This is a genomic window from Pseudomonas sp. MPFS (genome assembly GCF_022537035.1).
Taxonomy (GTDB): Bacteria; Pseudomonadota; Gammaproteobacteria; order Pseudomonadales; family Pseudomonadaceae; genus Aquipseudomonas; species Aquipseudomonas sessilinigenes.
Map to the genome: position 1 here is coordinate 1,256,035 of NZ_CP066123.1, position 17,691 is coordinate 1,273,725.

General features: G+C 63.9%; 15 protein-coding genes. 4 read left to right on the forward strand and 11 right to left on the reverse strand.

The window, feature by feature from the left end; translation table 11 throughout:
- Nucleotides 1-57 precede the first annotated feature (57 nt).
- Both recJ and I9018_RS05625 read left to right on the forward strand, forming a co-directional pair.
- Nucleotides 58-1,767, forward strand: a complete 1,710-nt coding sequence (gene recJ, locus I9018_RS05620; RefSeq protein WP_022642524.1) for a single-stranded-DNA-specific exonuclease RecJ — start codon at nucleotides 58-60, stop codon at nucleotides 1,765-1,767.
- 309 nt (nucleotides 1,768-2,076) lie between these two features.
- Complete coding sequence (locus tag I9018_RS05625; RefSeq protein WP_241108924.1) at nucleotides 2,077-3,183, forward strand: NADH:flavin oxidoreductase/NADH oxidase; 1,107 nt, start codon at nucleotides 2,077-2,079, stop codon at nucleotides 3,181-3,183.
- A gap of 65 nt (nucleotides 3,184-3,248) precedes the next feature.
- Here I9018_RS05625 and I9018_RS05630 read toward each other — a convergent pair whose 3' ends face one another.
- Nucleotides 3,249-4,874, reverse strand: coding sequence for a glucan biosynthesis protein D (locus tag I9018_RS05630; RefSeq protein ID WP_241108925.1), 1,626 nt, complete (start codon nucleotides 4,872-4,874; stop codon nucleotides 3,249-3,251).
- 200 nt (nucleotides 4,875-5,074) lie between these two features.
- Between I9018_RS05630 and I9018_RS05635 the strand changes: the two genes are divergently transcribed.
- Complete coding sequence (locus I9018_RS05635) at nucleotides 5,075-5,608, forward strand: GNAT family N-acetyltransferase (RefSeq protein ID WP_241108926.1); 534 nt, start codon at nucleotides 5,075-5,077, stop codon at nucleotides 5,606-5,608.
- On the opposite strand, the gene I9018_RS05640 is transcribed toward I9018_RS05635, so the two are convergent.
- The 10 genes from I9018_RS05640 to I9018_RS05685 all read right to left on the reverse strand — a co-directional run bounded on the left by I9018_RS05640 (nucleotide 5,605) and on the right by I9018_RS05685 (nucleotide 16,637).
- The gene (locus I9018_RS05640; RefSeq protein WP_241108927.1) at nucleotides 5,605-6,804 is read right to left on the reverse strand and encodes a DUF418 domain-containing protein; all 1,200 of its coding nucleotides are present in this window, start codon (nucleotides 6,802-6,804) and stop codon (nucleotides 5,605-5,607) included. The two genes, I9018_RS05635 and I9018_RS05640, sit on opposite strands and share 4 nt — an antisense overlap.
- On the reverse strand, nucleotides 6,801-7,403 hold the full coding sequence (locus I9018_RS05645; protein WP_241108928.1) for a TetR/AcrR family transcriptional regulator: 603 nt from the start codon (nucleotides 7,401-7,403) through the stop codon (nucleotides 6,801-6,803). The genes I9018_RS05640 and I9018_RS05645 overlap by 4 nt, the downstream gene beginning before the upstream one ends.
- A 244-nt stretch (nucleotides 7,404-7,647) precedes the next feature.
- Nucleotides 7,648-8,667: a hypothetical protein gene (locus I9018_RS05650; protein ID WP_241108929.1), complete on the reverse strand. Its 1,020-nt coding sequence runs from the start codon at nucleotides 8,665-8,667 to the stop codon at nucleotides 7,648-7,650.
- 35 nt (nucleotides 8,668-8,702) lie between these two features.
- A complete protein-coding gene (locus tag I9018_RS05655) occupies nucleotides 8,703-9,101 on the reverse strand; it encodes a hypothetical protein (protein WP_241108930.1) in 399 nt (132 codons plus the stop codon).
- 233 nt (nucleotides 9,102-9,334) lie between these two features.
- Nucleotides 9,335-10,759, reverse strand: coding sequence for a gamma-aminobutyraldehyde dehydrogenase (locus tag I9018_RS05660; RefSeq protein ID WP_241108931.1), 1,425 nt, complete (start codon nucleotides 10,757-10,759; stop codon nucleotides 9,335-9,337).
- 72 nt (nucleotides 10,760-10,831) lie between these two features.
- Nucleotides 10,832-11,347, reverse strand: coding sequence for a DUF3156 family protein (locus I9018_RS05665; protein ID WP_241108932.1), 516 nt, complete (start codon nucleotides 11,345-11,347; stop codon nucleotides 10,832-10,834).
- 1 nt (nucleotide 11,348) lies between these two features.
- Nucleotides 11,349-12,776, reverse strand: a complete 1,428-nt coding sequence (locus I9018_RS05670; RefSeq protein WP_241108933.1) for an APC family permease — start codon at nucleotides 12,774-12,776, stop codon at nucleotides 11,349-11,351.
- Nucleotides 12,777-12,790: 14 nt separating this feature from the next.
- The gene (locus I9018_RS05675; RefSeq protein ID WP_241108934.1) at nucleotides 12,791-13,942 is read right to left on the reverse strand and encodes an iron-containing alcohol dehydrogenase; all 1,152 of its coding nucleotides are present in this window, start codon (nucleotides 13,940-13,942) and stop codon (nucleotides 12,791-12,793) included.
- Nucleotides 13,943-14,131: 189 nt separating this feature from the next.
- On the reverse strand, nucleotides 14,132-15,589 hold the full coding sequence (locus tag I9018_RS05680) for a gamma-aminobutyraldehyde dehydrogenase (RefSeq protein WP_241108935.1): 1,458 nt from the start codon (nucleotides 15,587-15,589) through the stop codon (nucleotides 14,132-14,134).
- A 133-nt stretch (nucleotides 15,590-15,722) separates the two neighbouring features.
- Nucleotides 15,723-16,637 carry a LysR family transcriptional regulator gene (locus tag I9018_RS05685; protein WP_241108936.1) on the reverse strand — a complete coding sequence of 305 codons (915 nt, stop codon included), beginning with the start codon at nucleotides 16,635-16,637 and terminating at the stop codon, nucleotides 15,723-15,725.
- A 191-nt stretch (nucleotides 16,638-16,828) separates the two neighbouring features.
- On the opposite strand from I9018_RS05685, the gene I9018_RS05690 reads away from it, so the two are divergent.
- The gene (locus I9018_RS05690; RefSeq protein ID WP_241108937.1) at nucleotides 16,829-17,554 is read left to right on the forward strand and encodes a tellurite resistance TerB family protein; all 726 of its coding nucleotides are present in this window, start codon (nucleotides 16,829-16,831) and stop codon (nucleotides 17,552-17,554) included.
- The last annotated feature ends 137 nt before the right edge of the window (nucleotides 17,555-17,691 follow it).

Consider the following 17,691-nt stretch of genomic DNA (forward strand, 5'->3'; position numbering starts at 1 on the left):
TTGCCCGCGCCGCTCCTGAACGACCCACCGTCCCCCAAGAGAAGTTGCTGTTAGCCCATGCGTATCGAACCCCGTGAGTTGCCCGCCGTCCTGCCCTTTCTCGGCGACCTGCCGCCGTTGTTGACCCGCCTCTACGCCGCCCGAGGCGTGCAGACGGTGGATGAGCTGGACAAGAGCCTGGCACGGCTGATCCCGTTCCAGCAGCTCAAGGGCATCGATGCCGCGGTGGACCTGCTGGTGACCGCCCTGGACCTGCGCCAGCGCATCCTCATCGTCGGCGACTTCGACGCCGACGGCGCTACCGCCAGTACCGTCGGCTTGCTGGGCCTGCGCCTGCTGGGCGCGGCCCATGTCGACTACCTGGTGCCCAACCGCTTCGAGTACGGCTATGGCCTGACTCCGGAAATCGTCGCGGTGGCCCTGCAGCGCCAGCCGCAGTTGCTGATCACCGTGGACAACGGCATCTCCAGCGTCGACGGCGTGGCTGCGGCCAAGGCCGCGGGCTTGCAGGTATTGGTCACCGACCACCACTTGCCGGGCCCGGAGCTGCCAGCGGCGGACGCCATCGTCAACCCCAACCAGCCGGGCTGCGAGTTTCCCAGCAAGGCCCTGGCCGGGGTCGGGGTGATCTTCTATGTGCTGATGGCGTTGCGCGCGCGGCTGCGTAGCCTGGGCCGCTACGAGAGCCGGCCGCAGCCGAATATCGGCGAGCTGCTGGACCTGGTGGCCCTGGGCAGCGTGGCGGACGTGGTGCCGCTGGATGCCAACAACCGCATCCTGGTGCACCAGGGCCTGGAGCGGATTCGCGCCGGTCGCGCCCGGCCGGGGCTCAAGGCGATCCTGGAAGTGGCCAAGCGCGACCATTCGCGCATCACCTCCACCGACCTGGGGTTCATCCTCGGGCCTCGGCTGAACGCCGCCGGACGCTTGGACGACATGAGCCTGGGTATCGAGTGCCTGCTCAGCGACGATGCGTCGGCGGCGCGGGCCATGGCCGCCCAGCTCGATGAGCTGAACCAGGACCGCAAGTCCATCGAGCAGGGCATGCAGCGCGAAGCCCTGGCCCAGCTCAAGGAGCTGCCGGTGGAATCGATGCCGTTCGGCCTGTGCCTGTTCGATGCCGACTGGCACCAGGGGGTGATCGGAATCCTCGCCTCGCGCCTGAAGGAACGTTACCACCGGCCAACCATCGCTTTTGCCGACGCTGGCGACGGCATGCTCAAGGGCTCTGCACGTTCGGTGCCGGGGTTCCATATCCGTGATGCCCTGGACGCGGTGGCCGCCCGTCATCCACAACTGATCAGCAAGTTCGGTGGCCACGCCATGGCCGCCGGCCTGTCGCTGCCGGAGCAGAACTTCCCGGCCTTCGCCGAGGCTTTCGATGATGAGGTGCGGCGCCAGCTCAACGAGGAAGACCTCACCGGGCGCCTGCTGTCGGACGGTACCCTGGCCGTGGAGGAATTCCACCTGGAGCTGGCCCGCGCCCTGCGCCACGCCGGCCCCTGGGGCCAGCACTTCCCCGAGCCGATGTTCCATGGGGTGTTCGAGCTGGTGGAGCAGCGCATCGTCGGCGAACGCCACCTGAAGGTGGTGCTGCGCAGCGAATGCGGTTCGCTGAAGCTGGACGGCATCGCCTTCGGCATCGATCGCGAAGTCTGGCCCAACCCGACCATCCGCTGGGTGGAGCTGGCCTACAAGCTCGACCTCAACGAGTTCCGTGGCCAGGAAACCGTGCAGCTGATGATCGCCCACATCGAGCCCCGCTGACGCACCTGTAGCCGCTGCCGAGCCTGCGAGGCTGCGACCGGTCGCGCAGCGGTCGCAGAAGCCCGCTGCACGGTCATGCGTAGCCTGCGGCAGCGGCGACATGGAGCGCTGCCTGGGGTTTTCGCTCGGCGAGTGATCAGGAACCCTGCTTCGGCCAATGTTGTCGTCTAGGCTGTTAGGACTGTCTGATTGGCCTTGTGACGTTTTGTCCTTTTCTCTTCCCGCGGGGGCGGGCGCTTCAACTTCGCAGTCACTCGTCGACCGTTCAAACAGATCCCTGGAGCCTGACCACTGACCGAGAGGTGCCCCATGAGTCTGCTGCTTGAACCCTATACCCTGCGTCAACTGACCTTGATCAATCGCATTGCCGTGTCGCCCATGTGCCAGTACTCGTCGGTGGACGGACTGGCCAATGACTGGCACCTGGTGCACCTGGGCAGCCGTGCCGTGGGCGGCGCCGGGCTGGTCTTCACCGAGGCCACGGCGGTCACCGCCGACGGCCGGATCACCGCCCAGGACCTGGGGCTGTGGAACGACGACCAGATCGAACCCTTGCGCCGCATCACCCGTTTCATCAGTGCCCAGGGCGCCGTCGCCGGCATCCAGCTGGCCCATGCCGGGCGCAAGGCCAGCACCCACCGGCCCTGGCTCGGCAAGTCCGGCAGCGTCAAGCCCGAGGACGGGGGCTGGGTGCCGGTAGGGCCGTCGCGGATCGCCTTCGACCCGCAGCACACGCCACCGACGCCACTGGACGAGCACCAGATCGCCGACGTCATCCAGGCCTTCGTCGCCGCTGCCAAGCGGGCCCTGGAGGCCGGCTTCAAGGTGGTGGAGGTGCACGCCGCCCACGGCTATCTGCTGCACCAGTTCCTCTCGCCCCTGAGCAACCAGCGCCAGGACCGCTACGGTGGTTCGTTCGAGAACCGTATCCGCCTGGTATTGGAGGTGACCGAGGCGGTACGCCGGGTCTGGCCGCAGGAGCTGCCGCTGTTCGTGCGGGTCTCGGCCACCGACTGGGTGGAAGACGGCTGGAACCCCGACGAAACCGTGGAGCTGGCCAGGCGCCTCAAGGACCTGGGGGTGGACCTGATCGACGTGTCGTCCGGTGGTACGGCGGCCAATGCCGAGATCCCCACCGGCCCCGGCTACCAGACGCGCTTCGCCGAGCGCGTGCGCAAGGAGTCGGGAATCGCCACCGGCACCGTGGGCATGATCACCGAGCCGGCCCAGGCCGAGCACATCCTGCGTACCTGCCAGGCGGACATCATCCTGCTGGCCCGGGAGCTGTTGCGCGATCCTTACTGGCCGCTGCATGCCGACGACGACCTGGGCGGACGCAACGCCACCTGGCCGGCGCAGTACCAGCGGGCGACCCACAGGGACCAGCCGATCCACGAATCGGACCTGCGGGACTGACCGTTTGCAGGCAAGAAAAACCGGCCAGTCAAGGAAATGGTAGGGGGCACCTCACCGGTAGGGCATCAAGGGTACTTGCGTTTCTCCGGGGCCGGCGGGAAGTACTGGTACAGCCAGGTCTCGCTCAGGGTGCGGTCGTTGGTGCGGATGAACAGCCGCAGTTCCACCGGGTCCACGCTGTCGTTGGTGGGGTACCAGTCGAAGAGGATGCGGTAGCCCTTGATCTCGTCCAGCACCAGTACGCTGAAGTCCTTGACCTGGCCGTTGGAGGCGGTGACCACCGGTTCGATGCCGGTGCCCGCCGGCAGGCGATCGAGGCCGCCGCCGGTGAAGTCCACGGCAAAGCGCCGCGCCCAGACGGGCGGATAGTGTTCGCCCGGGGCCCAGCCCTCGACGAAGCCGCCCATGCCCGAACGGGTGGCGTGGACCCGCGCCAGAGGCGTGCCCACCGGCGGTAGGGCGCTCCAGTAGAGCTTGTAGCCGTAGTTCAGCGAGTCGCCGGCAGCCACCGGCTTCTTCGGTGTCCAGAAGGCCACGATGTTGTCCATGGTCTCGCCGGTGGTGGGGATCTCCAGCAGGTCGACGCTGCCCTCGCCCCAGGCGGTGGTGGGCTCGACCCACAGGCTCGGGCGACGGCTGTACCAGTCCACGGTGTCCTGGTAGCTGGCAAAGTCATGGTCGGTCTGCACCAGGCCGAAGCCTTTCGGATCTTTGTCGGCGAAGGCGTTGAATTGCAGAGTCGCCGGGTTGTTCAACGGCCGGCAGATCCATTCGCCGTTGCCGCGCCACATGGCCAGGCGGTCGGAGTCGTGGATCTGCGGGTGGATGGTGTCGCACATGCGCCGCTCGTGGGTGCCGCAGCTGAACATGCTGGTCATCGGTGCGATGCCCAGTTGCTCGATGGCCGTACGCGCATTGACGTGGGCATCGACCTCCATCACCACGCGCTCGGCCTGGCAGTCGATGTCGAAGCGGTAAGCACCGGTGGCGCTCGGCGAGTCCAGCAGGGCATAGACCACGAAACGGGTGCTGTCCTTGTCCGGGGTCTCGAACCAGAACTGGGTGAAGTCGGGGAATTCCTCGCGATGCTTGGCGTAGGTATCGATGGCCAGGCCCCGGGCCGAGAGGCCGTACTGGCCGGTGGCGTCCACCGCGCGGAAGTAGCTGGCGCCGAGGAACGACACCACGTCGTGTCTATCCAGCTCCGGTGCCTTGAACAGCTTGAATCCGGCGAAACCCAGGTCGCCCTTGAGCTGCGAGGTGTCGACGCGGGTGTTCTGGTAGTTGAACAGCGGCGGACGGAAGTGCACCTCCCGCGACAGGCGGGTCTTGGGGTCGACGCTGTGCATGCGCACCGGCTGGCGAAAGCCCATGCCCACATGGAAGAACTGCACGTCCAGCTGGCCGTTCAGGTCATTCCACAGCGAGTGCTTGGCGTCGTACTGGATGGCATTGAAGTCCTGTGGGGTCATCTGCGCCAAGGTCGGCGGCAGCACCTGCTTGGTGTCCACGTACTGCTTGGCGGCCAGTTGTTTGGCCTGGGCCTTGAGGCGCTCGAAGTCGAATGCCTGTGCCTCGCCATCGGCGGCACCGGTACCGGCCCAGGCTCGGGCGGCCAGCAGGCCGCTGGCCGAAAGGCCGGTATAGGCCGCCAGGGCCATGGACGCTTTGAGGAGATTCCTACGATGCATGGTTAAGCCTTGTACAGGGAAAGATCCGCAGCCGTTCTTGGCCGCTCGGGGGATCGCGTGGATGAGGTCCGGCCATGCCGTTGGCCGGACCCGTCTGACCTTAAACAGATGCTGCGTAGAATAATCGGTTCGCCCAGGGCAGAAAAATGATTAGCTTGTGTCCATAGGTAACGACTTAACCAGCCCTAGGAAATTGCCCCATGCTGCGCCTGCGACCACTTGTCGAAGACGAAATCGCCTTGCTCAAGACCATCGACCGTGCCGAGATCATCGAAGCGTTCTACCGCCTGCAGGATGGAGGGCTGGTGCGTTATGCCCAGCATGAAGTGGTGACCGGTTGGCCGGTCGGAGAAGCCGAGCATGACGAGGTGATCTTGCAGCAGTGTTACCAGCGTGGCGGGTGGCTGCATGGGGCCTTCGACGACACGCGGCTGGTGGCGGCGGCGGTGGTGGATTGCCTGCCGATCGCCAACGCCGGGCTGGACCTGCGCCAACTGAAGTTCCTGCATGTGAGCCAGGGTTGGCGCGGGCTTGGCCTCGGTCGGCAGTTGTTCGCCTTGGCCCGGGAGCAGGCCCTGGCCATGGGCGGCCAGGGTTTGTATGTGTCAGCCACGCCGTCGCGGCATACGGTGGATTTCTACCAGGGCCTGGGTTGCCAGTTGCTGGACGTCCCGGACCCGGAGCTGTTGCGCCTGGAGCCCGAGGACATTCATCTGTACCTGCGCCTGGCCTAGGCCTGGCGGGGTTTGCTCCAGTTCGGCCAGGCGCCGATGGTCACCGCGCGCAGCAGCCATTCGCAAGGGCCGTACTGGTGATGGCGCAGCCACAGGGCACTGAGTTGCATCTGCACCAGGTAGATGGCGATCACCACCAGCGGCAAGGCCAACGGTGGTAAATGGTTGACCAGCCCCAGCCCGTAACCGGTGAACAGCAGGCAGAGGATCACTGATTGCAGCAGGTAGTTGCTCAGGGACATGCGTCCCAGGGGCGCCAGGCGCCGGCACAGGCGCTGGCCCAGGGATGAGTCGAAGGCCTTGAGCAGTAGCATGGCGTAGCTGGCCGAGAGCAAGGGCGCGGTCAACTGGCTGAGGCCATAGCCGATCAATTCCAGGCCACCCCCCGGGGCATAGGCGGCCCAGTAGCCGTAGAGCAGGGCGCCGCCCAGGCCGAGGGGCAGGGTGAACGCCAGCAGCCATGGCAGCCTGGGCTCGAAGCGATAGGGCGCCACCAGCAGCTCCTTGCGTCCGGCCACGTAGCCCAGCAGGAACATCGCCAGGGTGCTGGGCCCTTGCAGCAGCCACAGGGCCGAGGCGGTTTCCAGCAGGTGCGAAGCGTTGTAGGCCAGGGTCTCCAGCGCACTGCCGCCCAAGGCCATGTCCTTGAGCACCGATTCGCCGTCGGCCGTGCCGGTGTAGAGGCCGATCTCCAGCAGTTCGCCCCCCAACAGCAGGAATATCAGCGTGCTGGCGATGACCAGCAGCAGCGCCAGCACCGCCGCCGACTTGGCCGATAGCCCACGCAGTGCCAGCAGGATCAACCCGAGCAAGGCATACAGCGAGAGGATCTCGCCATAGAACAGCAGCGCGCCGTGCACCAGGCCGATGACCAGCAGGGCCAGTTGCCGGCGCCACATGCGCGGCACGAAGGACGCCCCCGAGCGTTCGGCGGAGCTCATCTGCAAGGTGAAGCTGTAGCCGAACAGGAAGGAGAACAGCAGGTAGAACTTGGCCTCGAAGAAGACCGACACCAGCCAGCGCACCAGGTGATCGAGGGCGCTGGAGTACGCCGGGTTGCTGGTTGGTGAAGCGTAGTAGGGGTCGGCGAAGGACCAGATGTTCACCGCCAGGATGCCCAGTAGGGCGAAGCCTCGTAGGGCGTCCACATGTTGCAGGCGTGCCGGTTGCGTGCCGGAAATACGCGCGGGGGTCATGTTCGGTTTCCTTGTAGCAGGTGCAGAGCCAGTTCTTGCAGGACAGGGCCCTGGGTCTGGGGAGCGAATTGCGGATCGACGGCAACCCGGGCGAACAGGCCGTCGATCATGACGGCAAGCCAGTTGGCGATTTGCTCGGCACACAGCCCAGGGCGGACCAGCCCCAGGTCGTTGGCCTGGCGCACGAGGGCGGCGAGTCCTTCACGCAAAAGCAGATCGTTGTGCCGTGCCAGTTTGCAAACCTGTGGATCACGGTGGCTGAGGGCGGCGATCTCCAAGGCCAGGCCGGTGTAGTGCGGGTCCTCGGCGAGCTGGCAGAGGTGCAGGAGAAAGCCCATCAGGGCCTCCAGAGGCTGTTGCTCCTGCAGCAGGTGTTCCATCTCCTGCTGGATCTGCTGGCCTTCGCGAGCGATCAGTGCCAGCAGCAGCGCCTGCTTGCTGGGGAAGTAATGAAACAGGTTGCCGGCACTCATCTGCGCGATCAGGCAGATGTCCGCGGTTCGGGTAGCCATGTAGCCATGTTCGGCGATGCAGCGGGCGCCAGCGTCCAGCAGTGCGTTGTATCGTGCTTGGCGTTGCACATGGTTGGCGGGACGCATGCAGGTGGGCCTCTTGAGTTAATTGAGCAGCTGCTCAATTAACTGCAATGGGCTGGGGCGGGGCAATGCAATTCTTGTTAAAAAGAGTCAAGAAATGTTGGCCAGGGGGCTAATGCCCTTCAGTTGAGCGAGGTGATCCCCTGTAGGTGTGAAGCGTGCTCGCGATGGATTTCAGGGCGCTCGCGCTACCGTCAATGAGCATCGCGGGCAAGCCTCGCTCTCAGGCTGGGTTTCGTCTTTGGCTTCAACCTGATGCTTTCGGCGAAGCCTCCAGGCATTGCGCCTCTTGGGCCGGCAGGCCCTCGGCAGTCAGCCTGGTCAGTGTCCCGAGCGCCGACAGGTGGTCACGCTGGATCGCCTCTTTGTAGCAGGCCAGGGCCCGGGCCTTGTCCGTGGTGCCCCAGCGCCCGCTGGACAGCGCGTCCGCCAGGATGTCGTAGAGCATGCCCGAGTCCAGCTTGCGCAGGGCCTGGAGGACGGCGGCCTCGGCCTTGCCCGGGTTCACACAGCTCTCGAACGAGCCATCGCCTTTCGGATCGCAGTAGTACATGGACAACATCACTGCCGCATCGGCATCCGCTTGGGCATAGGGCAGCAGCAGCTCCTCGGCTTCACCGGGCTTGAGTTCCGGCGCCATGCCCGAATAGCCCAGGCTCACGGCTTGCACGGCGGCCTTGGCCGAACCGTGCCTGGCGGCATCCACCAGGATGCGCTGACCCAGCTGGAAGAAGTACACCGTCAACGGGTACTGCTCGCGTCCGCCATATGCCAGGAACAGGTCGGCCTTGCGCGACTGACGCTGCAGGGCGGTTTCATCGGCGGGGGCTTGTTGATCGAGCAACCCGTCCATCGACCATTGCTCGATACGGGTGAGTTGCCAGCAGGCGCTGCGCTCGAAGACGAAGGCCTGGACCACGTCGCCCTGGGGGTCGTGCACCACCAGGGTATGGTCCTCCCAGAAGGTTTGCAGCCCCGACCGGGCCTGGGCCTTGGGGTCGAGCAGGGCCAGCAGGTGGCGGTTGTCGCCAGTGAGCTTGTGTCGCGTGGTGGCGACGCGGCCAAAGTCGTCATAGACCAGGCGCTGTTCGACCAGGGGTGAGTCACTGAACGCCAGTTGCAGTTCAGGGTCCGTGGCGAAGGCCTGGACAAAGGTCGGCAGGTCGCTGGACGGGCAGGTGGGGGCGGCAGCCTGGACGACCTGTGCGGCGGTGCCGAACAACAGGCAAACGAACAACTGGCGCAGCAGGTGGCGAGAAACGGGCATCGGCGAACTCGTTGGGAGTGAAGGCAGAAAGAAGGTCATGGCGTATCCGGGACGAACCAGCGACACCCGCGTTGGGCCAGCCAGATCGCCAGCAGCGAAGGCACTCCCATCAGCAGGCAATAGGCATAGCCGCGTATCGGGTGCTCGGGAAACATCGCCCAGGCGCTGAACGCCACCAAGGCGCCAATCAGGGCCAGCTTGAGCTTGAGGTTGGAAATCATCGCCAGTAGCCAGCCGCCGACGATCAGCAGGTAGAACAGCAGGTCCACCATCATGCCCAGGCCGAAGCTTCGAGCCGTGGCGCCGAACAGCTGGCGATACAGTGGAATGCCCCAGATATGCGCCAGGTAGAACAACAGTACCGGCAACGAATGGGCCACCAGGCCGGTGGTAATCCGCACCACATGGTAGTGGCCAGCAGCGTTCTGGCTCATGGGCGGCACGTGTTGGCCATGGCTACGGTGGGGTGGGGCATGGGCGCATCCTTGCTGCCGGAGGGCGATTGTGGTCAGTGAAGCCGGTGCTTTTCTGGCCGCGGATAGTGCCGCAACTGCGGATGCTTATCCAGTCGTCCTGCCTTTGCGCGACTGGCCGGCGTGGTAGTCGCGCCAACGCCAGGATGGGCTCGCCGTCTCCTGTGGGGGTCGATACAGGAGACGGCTGCCATTTAGTGCTTGAACATCACATGCCGCACGCAGGTGTAGTCTTCCAATCCATACATGGACATATCCTTGCCGTAGCCTGAGTGTTTCTGGCCTCCGTGGGGCATTTCACTGGCCAGCATGAAGTGGGTATTGACCCAGGTGCAGCCGTATTGCAGGCGCGCCGAGAGGCGATGGGCACGGCCGACATCGGCGGTCCAGACCGATGACGCCAGGCCGTAGTCCGAATCGTTGGCCCACTCCAGCGCCTGGGCTTCGTCCTTGAAACGGGTCACCGAGACCACCGGGCCGAAGACTTCGCGCTGGACGATCTCATCGTCCTGCTGGACGTCTGCCAGTACCGTGGGCTCGAAGAAGTAGCCGTTACCCGGCACCACTTTGCCGCCGGTCACCAGGCGGGTATGGGGCTGGGCTATGGCCCGCTCGACGAAACCGGCTACCCGGTCGCGGTGTTGGGCGGTGATCAGCGGACCCAGTTCGGTGCTCGGGTCGCCCTGCAGGCCGTACTTGATACTGCTGACGGCGGCACCGAGTTTCTCGACGAACCGGTCGTAGACCCCATCCTGCACATAGATCCGGCAGGCGGCGGTGCAGTCCTGCCCAGCGTTGTAGAAGCCGAAGGCGCGGATACCCTCCACGGCGGCGTCGAGGTCGGCGTCGTCGAAAATCAGCACCGGGGCCTTGCCTCCCAGCTCCATGTGCAGGCGTTTGACGCTGTTGGCGGTGCTGGAAATGATGTGCGAGCCGGTGGCGATGGAGCCGGTGAGGGACACCATGCGTACCTTGGGGTGGGTCACCAGGGGATTGCCGACGCTGGCCCCGCGACCGAACACCAGGTTGAGCACCCCAGCCGGGAAGATGTCGCGGGCCAGTTGGACCAGGCGCAAGGCGGTCAACGGAGTCTGCTCCGAGGGTTTGAGCACCACGGTGTTGCCGGCGGCCATGGCCGGGGCGATCTTCCATGCGACCATCATCAATGGGTAGTTCCACGGCGCGATGGAGGCCACCACACCCACTGGGTCGCGACGGATCATGGAGGTGTGGCCGGGCAGGTATTCACCCGCCGCCGAGCCTCCCAGGCAGCGACTGGCGCCAGCGAAGAAACGGAACACATCGGCGATGGCCGGAATCTCATCGTTGAGCGCGGCGGCCAAGGGCTTGCCGCAGTTGTCCGACTCCAGCCTGGCCAGTTCCTCGGCGTGCGCCTCGATGGCATCGGCGAGCCGGAGCAATAGCAGTGCGCGATCCTTCGGGGCGGTTTGCGACCAGCTGTCGAAGGCGCCGTCGGCAGCACGCACCGCGGCGTCCACCTGGGCCTCGCTGGCTTCGTTGATGTGTACCAGCACGCTGCCCTGGGCAGGGTCGTACACCGGTTGGGCCGGGCCTTCGCCAGTTACCAGCTGGCCGTTGATCAGCAATTTGGTTTGCATTGGACAGTCCTTTTCGGGGCCGGCGCGACTCCGGGGCAGCGCCGGTCGGGGGTTGAGCTCAGGCGTGGGTTCTCATGCTGCCTGGGCGAGGGGGCTGGCGAGCAGCAGTCCGGGCAGTCCCGAGATCAGGGCTACTTCTTCGTCCTTGAGACGCACGAAGTAGTGCATCGGTGGCAGCAAGGTCCAGATGAAGCAGCCAGGAATTGGCCGTACGAGCAGCTTTACCTCACCGTTGCTGCTCACCAGGCTGACCCGTTCGGTGTCCAGTTGGCGCAACTGCCGTGTCAGTTCGGGACGTTGTTCCAGCCAGCGGCCGAGGTCCGCCTCGGCGCTTTGCCACTGGCGTCCGCCGACCCAGTCGGCACGCCCCTCGGGCACATCGCCAAGAATGAGGCTGAAGCATAGGTCGAGCTTGTACAGGCGGCTGAAGAAGTGACGCTTGGCGTGATAGCTAAGATCTCGCACGACTGCGGCCTGACAATCCGAGACTCGCAGTTCGGCCAGGGTTGCCGGCTCGCAGCCAAATTGCGTGCACAGGCGCTTGAAGGCGAGTTGGGCCCGCATTTCGACATTGCCGAATATCGTCATCTCAGCGAGGCTCCACGGTTGGGCTGGCAGATGCAGATTCATCTTCCAGCAGGTGTTTGCGGTCAGCATCCGGCAGGTCGTAGAGCTGCTCCAGGGGCACTGGCCGGAACATCGGGATGCCCTTGTAGCGCAGCCAGCACGCGGCGTAGAGCACGATGGCCAGCATGAAACCGCCCGACAGGGTATAGATCTTCAGCTTCATTGCCGGTTCGGGGTGGATGGTCAGGATCATGTACAGGCAGGCGCTGATCCCGATGATCTGTGGTAACGGGAACAGCGGCGTACGAAACGGCCGGGCGATCTTCGGGTAGCGTCGACGGAGGATCATCACGTTGACCTGGGCAATCACATAGGACAGCAGCCAGGTGACGCAAGACGCCAGGATCAGGGTGGCGATCAGGTCCATGTCGATGCTCAACAGGAACGGAATGCACAGCAGCGTGAACACCGCGATGATGCCGACCCAGGGCGTGCGAAAGCGTGGGTGGATATAGGTGAAGGCCTTGGGCAGCAGTCCTTCGCGGGCCAGGCCGTAGAGCATGCGGGGTACGGCGGCCAGGTGAGAGCTGACGGAGCTGGCGCTGGCCAGGACAGTGATCAATACGATGACGACCATGCCCGTGTGGCCGAACATCGCTTGGGCACCTTCCACTTGGGGCGCAGTGGAGCCTTCGAGAACGTTCAGTGGTACATAGCGGGCGATTGCCTGGCCAAACAGCATGTCGGCGATGAAGATGGTCAGCAAGCCGAATAGCATGGCCTTGGGAATGGTCTTCTCCGGCTCAATGACCTCCTCAGCCATGGGGGCCACGTACTCGATGCCGACGAACAGCCAGATACCCAGCGCCAAGGACTGGAACACCACTTCCCAGCCCTTGGGGTTGAAGGGCACTGACTGGATCTCGCCCACGGTGCCGATGCTCAGCAAGCCCATCAGCCCCATGATGGAGGTGCCGACGATCATCGAGCCGGTGATCAGTACTTGTACCGAACCGAACACTCCGACACCCACCAGATTAACGATGAGGAAGAGCACCAGCATGGTGATCGCCACTGCGGTGGCGCTGACCGACGGCAGCATGCTCTGTACCGCCAGTCCGGCGGTGATGGACTCCATGGCCCCGGCCGCTGATACCAGCACAATGTAGCCGCCCAGCACACTGACGATGGCCATGAACGGGCCCATGGCGATCAGTGTGTAATCACCGATCATTCCGGCACCGGGCATGAAGGACGACAGTTCTGAGTAAGAGAAAGACACCAGGATGCTGACGACCATCGCCAGCAATGCGCTGATCATGAAGGCCGGGCCCACCAGACCCATGCTGTAGCCAAGGGACACCATGGTGGTGCCGGCGACGACCAGCCCGGTACAGGTGGCAAAGGCCCGCCAGAAACCCAGGGTTCGATTCAGGGAAGTCGATGTCATGGTCAAAGCCTCGCTCAGTATTGATAGGCCTGGCGGATGATCGCCAGATAGCTGTCCACGCTCATCGGCTTGGCGTTGCTGCTGTCGGAGATGTTGCTCTTGGATTTCTCGGCTATGGCCTGGAAGTCCTCCTCTCGCACTCCCGCGACCTCGCTGAAGCGTGGAATGCCCAACTCTCGGCCCATGTCGAACAGTCGTTGTACGGCTTGCTCGGCGGCGCTGGCCGCGTCCAGGGTCGGATCGATGCCCAGGGCATAGGCGACATCCGCATGGCGACGCAGGTCGGCATCGCGGTTATGGCTGAACACGAAGGGCAGGAAGATTGCATTCCCCACGCCGTGGGGGGTGTCGTACAGGCCGCCAATCGCTTCGGAGATACAGTGCACGCTGGCGATATCGGCGTTGCCGAAGGCCATGCCGGCAATCAGGCTGGCGATCAGCATCTGCTCCCGGGCTTGCTGGTTCCGTGGTTCTTGCACGGCCGCCCGGAGGTTCTGGCTTATCAGGCGAATGGCGTGTAGCGCCAGGCCGTCGCTGATGGGGTTGGCAGGCTTACCGGTGTAGGCCTCGATTGCGTGGGTCAGGGCGTCCATGCCGGTGCTGGCTGCGATCGCAGGTGGCAAGCTGGCGGTGATGTCCGTGTCTAGCAGCGCCAGGACCGGCCCGATGCGATAGTCCAGTAGGCTCATTTTGAACTGGCGGCGGGTGTCGGTGATCACTGAAAAAAACGTCACTTCGCTACCGGTGCCCGCCGTGCTTGGAATAGCCACGATTGGCAGCGCCGCGCGTTGCAGGGTGAACGCGCCTTCGTAATCCTCGATATTGCCATCATGGGTCAGCAGCACACTGATAGCCTTGGCGGCGTCCATGGCGCTGCCGCCTCCCACTGCGAGCACACCGTCGACGCCTTGGCCGCGATAACGTTGTGCGGCGGCGTTGCAATCTTCACTACGGGGATTGGGCTTGACGTCCGCCACTTCCGCATAGCGGATCTGGGCAGCGTCCAAGCTGGCATAGATGCTGTCCAGCAGGCCGGCTCTTTTCACCCCGGCATCGGTCACCAGCAAAACATGCTGCAGCCCCAGTTCTTGCAGATGTTCACCGGTACGGCTGCGCAGGCCTGGCTGCATGACGATTTTCGTCGGTAGTAAGAATTGAAAGTTCATGGTCATGCTGCTCCCGGCCTTCAAGGCTCTATGTTGGTTGTTCGTTGTCCGGTGTGTTGAATATGAATAACCGGCGAGCGCCCTCTCGACGGACAGGACGGCGTCGTTGTGGGTGCTTTGAAAGAAGACAATGACCAGGGACTCGCCTGGCCCACGCTTGCCGTTTGAGGCTTGCGCTCGGCAATGTCGCTAGAGCTGGCTTCCGTGGCGCGCCATGATGTGTCGCACCACGCTGTAGTCCTGCAGTGAATCGCTGGACAGGTCCTTGCCGTAGCCCGAACGCTTCAGGCCACCGTGGGGCATCTCGCTGGCCAGGATGAAGTGGCTGTTGATCCAGGTGCAGCCATACTGCAGGCGTGCGGCCACCTGCATGGCCTTGTCCAGGTTCTGGGTCCAGACCGAGGAGGCCAGGCCGTATTCCGAGTCGTTGGCCCAGTCCACCGCTTGCTCCAGTTCGTCGAAACGCGTGACGGTGACTACGGGGCCGAATACTTCGCGCTGGACGATTTCGTCCTGTTGGCGGCAGCCGGCCAGGAGTGTCGGTTGATAGTAGAAGCCGGCTCCGGCATGTACCGCGGCACCGGTGATGCGTTCGATATGTGGCTGGCCAAGGGCCCGCTCGACAAAGCTGGCCACGCGATCACGCTGGCGGGTGCTGATTAATGGGCCGAACTCGTTGTCGCTGTCACGCGGGCGGGCGAAGCGCAAACTGTCGACCGCGGCTCCCAGTTCAGCTACCAGGTGATCGTGAATGCCTGCCTGGGCATAGACCCGGCAGGCGGCAGTACAATCCTGACCGGCATTGTAGTAGCCGTAGCTGCGTATCCCCTGGATCACGGCATCGAGGTCTGCGTCATTGCAGACGATCACCGGGGCTTTGCCCCCTAGTTCCAGGTGCGTGCGCTTGAGGGTCTTGGAGGCGGCCTGGAGGATTTTCTGCCCGGTGACTATATCCCCGGTGAGGGATGCCATGCGTACCTTCGGGTGGCTTACCAGGTGGCTGCCCACCCCTTCGCCGCCCCCACAGACAATGTTGATCACTCCCGGTGGCAGCAACTGCGCCAGGGTCGGGGCCAGGGCCAGAATCGATAGCGGCGTGTGTTCCGAGGGTTTGAACACCAGAGTGTTACCAGCGGCCAGGGCCGGGGCGATCTTCCATGCGGCCATCATGATCGGGTAGTTCCAGGGGGCAATGGAGGCCACTACGCCGATGGGGTCGCGCCGCACCATGCTGGTGTACCCCGGCAAGTACTCACCAGCGAGCTGGCCGGTCTGGCACCGCACCGCGCCAGCGAAGAAGCGCAATACATCCACCGTGGCGTTCAGGTCGTCCTGGCGCGCCAGGTGCAGGGGTTTGCCACAGTTGAGGAATTCCAGGCGGGCCAGGTGCTCGGACTGTTCTTGCACGGCGTCGGCAATTGCCAGGAGCAGGTTGGAGCGCTGTTGCGGAGTGGTCCGCGACCAGGTGGCGAACGCGCTCTGAGCCGCAAGAATGGCACTTTCTACCTGTTCGATGCTGGCATCGGCTACGCGAGTCAGGATCTCTCCGGTGGCCGGATTGAGGATCGGCTCCTCCTCGCCTTCGCCAGCGACCAGTTCACCATTGATCAATAGCTTGGTGAGCAACGGAATCTGTGCGCCATTCATCTTAGAGGGTCTCTTGTTATATAGGGCCAATAGGGCTCCCCGAGGGGAGATGGCCTTCTCTAATTAGGAATGTACAGAGACTAATGGCGGAGTCTGGGTTGAACAAATACCAAATACTGAATGGGGCATTCGATTAAATAGATGGCTTTCGCCCGCCTGGTGGTTGTTCTCGCGCCACGGTGAGAAACGGGTCCACCAGGACCGGACGCGCGGTGCCGCGACGCCAGGCCAGGCCAACGTCCAGGGTCTGGCTAAGGTCCGCGAGGGGACGTGCCTCGATAATGTCGCCCTCCAGGGACCAGGGGCGGTAGGTCATGTCTGGCTGGATCGACAGGCCAAGTCCGGCAGCCACCAGGCTGCGCACCGCCTCGGTGGAGGCGGTGCGCAGGTTCACCCGTGGTTGCAAGCATGCCGAGCGCCACATGCGCTGGGCATTGCTGTCCATTTCGTCAACGTTGAGCTGAATCAGCGGCTCCCGGGCCACGTCCGCCAGGCTGATGCTGTCGTGCTCCAGCAGTGGATGCTGGGCCGGCAGCCAAAGGCGATGGGGGGAATGGGTCAGGACTTCGGTCTGCAATGCGTGGCGGTCTTCGAGGTTGGACAGGATCAGCACTCCGACATCGATTTCGCCACTGACCAGCAAGTGCTCGATATACGGCCTCTCGTCTTCCATGACGCGGATTTCCACATTAGGGAATGCACGCTGGAAGCGGGTCAGCAGGTCGGCCAGGTAGTAACCGGCTACCAGGCTCGTCACGCCAACGGTCAATTGTCCGGCTACCTGGTCGGTGCTCTGTTGCAGGCTGCGCTTGGCGTTGTCCACGGTGGCCAGGATCAGGTGGGCCTGGCGTAGGAACTGGTGGCCCTGGTGCGTCAGAGTCATGCCCTTGGCGTGACGGCTGAACAGGCTGACACCGATTTCCTGCTCCAATTGCTGGATCGCCAGGGTCAGGGTCGACTGGGAGATGAACACGGCCTGGGCGGCGGCGGAGATCGAGCCGGTCTCGGCCACCGCGATGAAGTGACGGATCTGGCGCAAGGTCATCATGATGAGGCTACCGGGCATTTTTTTAGATTTATCGGAGGCGCTATTGGTAAAGCCGATGACCTGTTTAGCACCTTTTCTTGCTTCAGCCAAAGCAACATTCAGAAGCATTATCGCCCCCTGGAGCTGGGCACTTCTCTCTAGTCTTGAGGCCTCAGGTGTCGAGGTGACACTGGTTTTTGCGGAGGTGGCAGATGAATACCCGTGGATTGCTCGACCAACTACTCAAGTCCGGCCAGGAGCTCCTGCAGAACAAGACCGGCAATTCGCCACAGGCCAGGCCGACGGCCGATTCGGTCGGTCTGGGCAGCTTGCTCGGGGCCAAGACCGGGGGGCTGGGCGGGTTGCTCGCTGGCGCCGGCGGTGGTGCCCTGGCTGCCGGAGCCATGGGCTTGTTGCTGGGCAACAAGAAGGTGCGCAAGTTCGGTGGCAAGGCCCTGACCTATGGTGGTTTGGCCGCGCTCGGGGTGCTGGCCTACAAGGCTTATGGCAATTGGCAGGCGCAGCAGGGCAGTGCGTCGGGTACCGAGCCCCAGACCCTCGACCGGTTGGCCCCGCAGCAAGTGGAGCAACACAGCCAGGCGATCCTCAAGGCGCTGGTGGCGGCCGCCAAGGCCGATGGCCATGTGGATGAGCGCGAGCGTGAGTTGATCGAGGGTGAGTTCCGCAAGCTCGATGACGATCCACAGCTGCAGCAGTGGCTGCACGGTGAGTTGAACAAGCCCCTGGACCCTGCCGATGTGGCCCGGGCCGCCAGCACCCCGGAGATGGCCGCCGAGATGTACCTGGCCAGCGTGATGCTGGTGGATGAGCAGCACTTCATGGAGAAGGCCTACCTTGAGGAGTTGGCGCGCCAACTGCAGCTGCCTGCAGGGCTCAAGGCGGAACTGGAGAACCAGGTACGCCAGGCCCAGTTCTGAGAGACCTGTCGAGCCTCTTGGCGATTCTGTCCTGTGCAATTGCCGAAATGCCTTTGTGCGACCGGTGAAGTCCTCTACAGGCCCCTGGCCAGAGCGGTTGCACAAAACCACTAAAAGTCCTGCCTGTGTCGTTAAAC

Coding starts and splice junctions, on each gene's coding strand:
- recJ (WP_022642524.1), top strand. CDS start 58: ATGCGTATCGAACCCCGTGAGTTGCCCGCCGTCCTGCCCTTTCTCGGC.
- I9018_RS05625 (WP_241108924.1), top strand. CDS start 2,077: ATGAGTCTGCTGCTTGAACCCTATACCCTGCGTCAACTGACCTTGATC.
- I9018_RS05630 (WP_241108925.1), bottom strand. CDS start 4,874: ATGCATCGTAGGAATCTCCTCAAAGCGTCCATGGCCCTGGCGGCCTAT.
- I9018_RS05635 (WP_241108926.1), top strand. CDS start 5,075: ATGCTGCGCCTGCGACCACTTGTCGAAGACGAAATCGCCTTGCTCAAG.
- I9018_RS05640 (WP_241108927.1), bottom strand. CDS start 6,804: ATGACCCCCGCGCGTATTTCCGGCACGCAACCGGCACGCCTGCAACAT.
- I9018_RS05645 (WP_241108928.1), bottom strand. CDS start 7,403: ATGCGTCCCGCCAACCATGTGCAACGCCAAGCACGATACAACGCACTG.
- I9018_RS05650 (WP_241108929.1), bottom strand. CDS start 8,667: ATGCCCGTTTCTCGCCACCTGCTGCGCCAGTTGTTCGTTTGCCTGTTG.
- I9018_RS05655 (WP_241108930.1), bottom strand. CDS start 9,101: ATGAGCCAGAACGCTGCTGGCCACTACCATGTGGTGCGGATTACCACC.
- I9018_RS05660 (WP_241108931.1), bottom strand. CDS start 10,759: ATGCAAACCAAATTGCTGATCAACGGCCAGCTGGTAACTGGCGAAGGC.
- I9018_RS05665 (WP_241108932.1), bottom strand. CDS start 11,347: ATGACGATATTCGGCAATGTCGAAATGCGGGCCCAACTCGCCTTCAAG.
- I9018_RS05670 (WP_241108933.1), bottom strand. CDS start 12,776: ATGACATCGACTTCCCTGAATCGAACCCTGGGTTTCTGGCGGGCCTTT.
- I9018_RS05675 (WP_241108934.1), bottom strand. CDS start 13,942: ATGAACTTTCAATTCTTACTACCGACGAAAATCGTCATGCAGCCAGGC.
- I9018_RS05680 (WP_241108935.1), bottom strand. CDS start 15,589: ATGAATGGCGCACAGATTCCGTTGCTCACCAAGCTATTGATCAATGGT.
- I9018_RS05685 (WP_241108936.1), bottom strand. CDS start 16,637: ATGATGACCTTGCGCCAGATCCGTCACTTCATCGCGGTGGCCGAGACC.
- I9018_RS05690 (WP_241108937.1), top strand. CDS start 16,829: ATGAATACCCGTGGATTGCTCGACCAACTACTCAAGTCCGGCCAGGAG.